The organism is Streptomyces rubellus (assembly GCF_036323805.1).
Classification (GTDB): Bacteria; Actinomycetota; Actinomycetes; order Streptomycetales; family Streptomycetaceae; genus Streptomyces.
On sequence record NZ_JAZDCX010000069.1, the window covers coordinates 1 to 822 of the forward strand.

At 73.0% G+C, this 822-nt stretch carries 1 pseudogene; it reads right to left on the minus strand.

Going from position 1 to position 822, the window contains the following annotated elements:
* Positions 1–805 (minus strand): annotated as a pseudogene (locus tag V1L54_RS29275) (IS5 family transposase); the annotation flags it as partial.
* Between the last annotated feature and the right edge of the window lie 17 nt (positions 806–822).

The following is an 822-nucleotide window of genomic DNA, read 5'->3' on the forward strand; positions in this document are numbered from 1 at the left end:
GCGATGTGGAGTCCGGCCAGGTAGATGGTCGCGGTCTTCTCGTAGCGGGTGGCGATGCCGCGCCGCTGCTTGAGGCGGTTGATGCACCGCTCGACGGTGTCGCGTTGCTTGTGTGCCTCGCGGTCGAAGGCCGGCGGTCTGCCACCGGCCTGTCCGCGCTGCCGCCGGTTGGCCTGCTCCGGGATCACCGCGCGGATACCGCGTCTGCGCAGGTGGTCGCGGATCGCGCGGGAGGAGTAGGCCTTGTCGGCCAGGACCAGGTCCGGCCTGGTGCGGGGCCGTCCAAGAGGGCGGGGGACACGCAAGCGGGCCATGACGTCCGTGAAGGCGGGTGCGTCGCCGGCCTGGCCGGCGGTGAGGGCGAACGCGAGTGGCCGGCACCGGCCGTCGGCCGCGAGATGGATCTTGGTGGTCAGTCCGCCGCGGGAGCGGCCGATGGCGTGGTCGTCCGGCTCGCCGGCCGGGGCCCCTTCTTGCGGGCCCCGGCCGCGTGCTGGTGAGCCCGCACGATCGTGGAGTCCACCGACACGGCCCAGCTGACGTCCTCGTCCGCGTCGGCCCGGGCCACCAGGGCGGTGAACACCCGCTCCCAGGTGCCGTCGACGGCCCACATCCGCAGCCGGTTGTGGACGCCCCGCCAGTTGCCGTACTTCTGCGGCAGGTGCACCCACTGGGTCCCGGTCTGGAACTTGAAGGCGATCGCGTCGATCACCTCACGGTGGTCCCGCCACCGGCCGCCCCGCCTCGGCGTCCGGTCCGGGAGCAACGGCTCGATCCGCGCCCACTGCGCATCAGTCAACGGCACACCCGGACCAACGACCG